The organism is Delftia sp. DT-2, assembly GCF_028401915.1.
GTDB lineage: Bacteria > Pseudomonadota > Gammaproteobacteria > Burkholderiales > Burkholderiaceae_C > Comamonas > Comamonas tsuruhatensis.
In genome coordinates this window covers 1-4809 of record NZ_JAQOTI010000043.1, presented here as the reverse complement: position 1 = coordinate 4809, position 4809 = coordinate 1, and the positions used below count along the sequence as shown (strand labels likewise).

Below are 4809 nucleotides of genomic sequence, written 5' to 3'. Positions count from 1 at the left end.
ATCAACTCCTTTAGAACGGCTCGGGCCATGAAGAGTGGATAGCGTTTAGAGTCTATGCAATCGTCCGGGATGCGACAACTAGCTCAACATCGAATCAGGTTATGCGTTATTTCAATTGCATCGCTGCAATTTTTTGATGAGCCAGTAAGCATGTCGCTTTCTGGTGGTGCGCATGTCGCTGCTAGGTTCATGCTGGTGTCAGAAAGATTTAATGGCATACGTAGCTGTGAGGAACTCAGATTTGTCATGAGAGGATATGACGAGGGATCTGAGTGGCCGCAGAACTCTGGCGTTTCATTTACAGCAAGTGTCGCTGAAAAGGCGTGGATCTGTGGATTCCGTCTACAGGATCACGCCGATACTCTTTGGACGGTCTTAAATCGGGAGTTGCCTGAAAATTATCAAGGATCTATAGAATTTCCGATGAAGACAATCGCGCAGGTTTGCAGAAACATCTTGTTGAGAGTGGGTGGTGGTGCGGATTGGGATTATTTGTGCAAAGAGTCAGCATTGCGCTCAATCGTTGCGGCCAGCGGGCACAAGCAGCTGATGGCTTTGGTCGGTGCATTGGCTCCCAGAGCTCGCCTAAGATAATGCAAATACCTCCACTTTCGTGGGTCCCTGGAACCATAGCGGACTACGCATCGCTATGGTATACCCTTAATAGAGTAGTAGTCCTGAACTCACTACGCGCCAGTGAGATTGGTGATCTTTTTTATGAAAAAAGGTCTGATGTGCCAAAGGGCTTTACAGCAGAAACAGAATCATTTGTACCTATTGAAAAATTGGCTCTACTGCTCGGAGAAGATCCTGCTGTTTTCCGATTAAGTCATAGAAATTCGTTTCCTCTTTGGATGCGCCCTTTTTTTTATGGGGTCCCAGGAATATGCCTGCAGTGTTTGCAGCTGGGATACCATACTGATTTATTTTCGCTAAAATTGCTGGAAATATGCCCCATACATCGGTGTGAACTTAGAAGAACTTGTCATTGTGGTGCTCCGTTTAATTACAGGATAACGAGAATCGATTGTGTTGCTGCAGGTGGATGTCGTTGTGGGCGTTTGGGATTGTTTACTTCTGAGACCTGTCGAGTTCCGTCAATTAGTAAGTCTGAGACCAAATTTTTGGATCCAATCGCAGAATGGTTGGAAGGACTCGCAAATTACGATCGTATAACGATGTTTAGAAGACTCGGTGGCGCTAGATCAAAAATAGGATATAGGCAGTGGGATTTTCCGTTTTCGATTTTTGGCTGTAGTGATGCTCTAGGTTTAAAGTACCCGTTAGAGCTCTTGGAGTCAGGCTCTAATTTTAATTATCAATGTACCTCATACATTCGGCCAGCTCTTGTAAAAAAAGAGAAAAGACAACAACTTTATCTTTTTGAATGGATAAATTGGAATCACTGGGAAGAGCAGTGGGGCGATAATTTGAGAATTAGAGCGGGTGCCTTGTATCATTCACTTTCTCGATATCTGCGGAAGCACGTTGTGCGGAATCACGTAAAGTGGATCCGCATTTTTCGAGATAGTGCGGATCCAATATTTATTGCTAAAACTATAAATTATGACTCCGAGGCTTATTTGGCATTTGCGTACATGCTATGGCTCAAGGTGACAAATAGTGAGCAAATGTGGCCTGAGCGTAAAGGCATGCTTTATGTGCGGGAGCGCGGGAGAATAAATAAATCAAGTGTTTCAAAAGATCCAAATTGGGAGGAGTCCCATCATATTTTGGAGTTGCTATGGTGTATTTGGTGCGAGGCTCTAAGTAGGTCTCAGGAAGCTCGCGCCAGTGGAGTGGCCGATTGGTCTGCAATAAGATTGGATGGAATTACTCTGCCGGAGACATTTCTTAGACGTAATCACGATGCCTCGGTATGTATAAATATGACCATGAAACGTGCCGCACCGGGGTTGGTTGAGAAAATCGCCATTTCTAAGCAGGAAAGGTGTTTAATTCATTCTTCTCAGGTGGAAATGAAGAGGCAGAAATTCCTTTCTGAGACTAAGGGGCCGTGTTTGACTAGAGCGCTGCGCGGAAGATGGTTGGTTGAAACTAATTTGTTGCCGGAGACTACAGTATTTAAAGAACACCGGTTGTTCATTCGCCCCTATAGGCCAAGGTTTTGGTTATATCCACTTCAAAATATGTTCGTAGCCAGATTTCGTGAATTTCCTCTTCAAGCATATGGGAAGTCACCAAAGATGGCAATTACCGTATTGAGGGTGAGTTACAGAAAGTACTTAAAAGTCATTGGTAAGCCGGAAAATCTGGGAAATTTTGATAAAAATCAGCCTCCACACATGGAGAGGGTCGGCTCAGTAGGTTTGCAGAATGATTCGGTTTACTTGAAAAGAATAGAGGATGTAGTTAAGTTTAACGGGTTTTGGCATTCATCTCATATTTTGGTGTCTGCTGCGAATCAATTGATCTGTAATAACAAGATGTCGCGCTAGTTATTGCTATTTCTATGAGTATTTTCTTTATTTTTGGTGGTGAGATGGATTGGAATTTAGTGTTGATCTGTGTCTTCCTGTAAGACTACCAAAAATCACGTCTGTTTATCTGCTCAACCAATGCGGATGTCGCAGATATTTCCTCAGAAAATAGCGTTGGTTGATGCTCCTGGTTGAGTCCGGGTGGATCACTAAGTTCATGAGCCCGTGACAGCACTTGATTCATCAAGCTAGTGCGCGGAACGAAGACGTAGCGGACCTCGCAGTCCAGTCCATGTGCAAGCTTCGCAAGGGTCTTTAAGGTAATAGAGCCATCAGCCTCGGCCTGCTCAAGTTTGCGAACCCCCTGAGCGGATATCGCAACTCGTATACCCAGCACCTTGGAACTCATTCCAAGCGCAAGCCGGACAGTTTTTGTCCATCCACATCGTGGGATGGGGTGCCGCTGTAGTTTGGCGAACTCGGATAGCTGACGGTCCAGCTCTGCCAGTCGGTGAAGGTCAAGGCGGTTCTTCAATGCAAGTACCTGTTCGATTTGGGCAACCGATAGGTTGCCAAGATCAAGCCTCCGAGCAACGGAGAAGTTGCCATTTGCACGGCCATACGACCCCAGGCGCTGATTCGGCCCGCTTGTCAGTTATCTTCGCACGCCTTGGATCCTGTGGGACCAAGTAGTCTCATAACAAGTTGGATGTCGGAACATGCTGAGTGTAGAAAAAACGAGCCTTGGACAGTTTGGAGAAGCAGAGCTGGCCACCCTTGTTCAGTCCCGGGGGTGGAGATCAGTCTTGCCATCAGCACTGACCGATCAACAGCTTCTGCTCGTTGCAGACCAACTCCGAGACCTTTTGACTGGTGAGGTCAGCGGTGGCGTTGGATGCCCTCCCAAGGCCGCGCTGTCGGTGACCTTGTTGCTGCTCTCAAAGGCCGGGATACCTGGTAAGGCCCTCACAGACTTAGCTATGGCTACCTTGCATGAGGCGATGACCATCTTCTGCATTAACGTGGACCACGAAATCGTGAGCCGCATGCTGCAGCGAAGGCGGGTCGAAAAGGAACCAAATTTGGTACAGGGGCTGCGAGAGCTGGTTCGGCAGCGTCCGTGAGGTCGGTCCGTAGGGTTTAGCGGGTTGCCAAGTCTCCCAAGTCTCTTTCAATCGCTTGCAGGAGACTTTGAACAGACTTGGCGTCGACGCCTGGACAGTAGGCTGCAACGAGCAAGGTCAAAGGGTGAATCCGAAGAGCGGCAGCCAAGTTTTCGACAGTCTGGATGCTGGGCTGTTGATGGCCTTGTTCGATGCGGCTCATGTGCCTGCGGCTTGTGGCCAAGAGCAGGTCCTCTTGGGTCAAGCCCTTGGCCGCGCGCAGGTGCCGGAGCGCACGGCCAAAGTCGGCTTGAAGAGGAACGTTCTCGGGAGACATCGCCCCGATTTCCTCGCAATGAGACTAAAAAGACCACGACCAAATGGTCTCATAAGCTTCTCTAAAGCTACTTTCGCCTTGTTGCTTGCGTGAGGTCTTGAAGCTATGCGAACACTTTTTCTTGACTTCGATGGGGTGCTGCACCCCGAGTTTTGCCATGAGTCCAAGCACTTTTGCTGCCTTCCGGCCCTTGCTGAGACGTTGGAGCAAGTCCAAGATTGCGAGATCGTGATCACTAGCACATGGCGCCTAGGAAGGTCGTTGGAAGACCTTCGTTCGATCTTGCCGGTGAAGTTGGCAAGCAAAGTGGTAGGCGTCACGCCGCGCTATTGCGACCTGCTTGATGTCCCTCCCACTTTGGTGAGTTTTTCACGTCACGCGGAATGCTGGGCTTGGCTGTCGTCAACGCAAAGATCACACTTGCCTTGGCTAGCGATTGATGACCGGCCGTGGCTGTTCAAGCCATTTTGCCCAGCACTTTTGTTGGTAGATGGACGGACGGGGTTTACGCGCGAGGCCGGGCGCCAGTTGCTCCTGCGGCTAGGCCGCATGTAGCTCGTGCGAGCAGGGAGGTTTGATGCTCCGGATCCCTTGGGGAGCCACCTATTCGTAAGCGGACGGTGATCCCCTCTTGGGCCGGTTATCTTGATAAGGCATCGGGTATGCGAAGGAGATTGTGGGCACGATACTAAGAGAGTCGACACTCGAACTCCCGAAGCGTTGGGCATACAGCGCGCAGTTGAGGGCCCAGGTCCTGTAGCAGTGCTCTCAGGAAGGTGCGTCGGTTTCAGGCGTGGCGCTCAGCCACAGCATCAACGCGTATATGGTTCACCGCTGGATCCGAGAGTACCTGTCGCATCCCGTACGATCATATGGTCGCTTGTGAAACAGGTGCGGGTGGGTCTGGTACCAATCTTTCATGGCCTGC

At 49.3% G+C, this 4809-nt stretch carries 5 protein-coding genes; 4 read left to right on the top strand and 1 reads right to left on the bottom strand.

Annotated elements, in window-relative coordinates; all coding sequences use genetic code 11:
• Window positions 1-69: 69 nt before the first annotated feature.
• From PO605_RS30620 to PO605_RS30610, 3 genes are all read left to right on the top strand, one after another.
• Window positions 70-594: a hypothetical protein gene (locus PO605_RS30620; protein WP_272207329.1), complete on the top strand. Its 525-nt coding sequence runs from the start codon at window positions 70-72 to the stop codon at window positions 592-594.
• A 530-nt stretch (window positions 595-1124) separates the two neighbouring features.
• Window positions 1125-2459: a hypothetical protein gene (locus PO605_RS30615; RefSeq protein WP_244387620.1), complete on the top strand. Its 1335-nt coding sequence runs from the start codon at window positions 1125-1127 to the stop codon at window positions 2457-2459.
• A 788-nt stretch (window positions 2460-3247) separates the two neighbouring features.
• On the top strand, window positions 3248-3565 hold the full coding sequence (locus tag PO605_RS30610; RefSeq protein WP_272207328.1) for a hypothetical protein: 318 nt from the start codon (window positions 3248-3250) through the stop codon (window positions 3563-3565).
• A gap of 16 nt (window positions 3566-3581) precedes the next feature.
• Here PO605_RS30610 and PO605_RS30605 read toward each other — a convergent pair whose 3' ends face one another.
• Entirely contained in the window at window positions 3582-3881 is a 300-nt protein-coding gene (locus PO605_RS30605; protein WP_017404651.1) for a helix-turn-helix domain-containing protein, read from the bottom strand.
• Between the two features lie 105 nt (window positions 3882-3986).
• Here PO605_RS30605 and PO605_RS30600 point away from each other — a divergent pair, with 105 nt between their 5' ends.
• Window positions 3987-4436 carry an HAD domain-containing protein gene (locus PO605_RS30600; RefSeq protein ID WP_272207327.1) on the top strand — a complete coding sequence of 150 codons (450 nt, stop codon included), beginning with the start codon at window positions 3987-3989 and terminating at the stop codon, window positions 4434-4436.
• Window positions 4437-4809 lie beyond the last annotated feature (373 nt).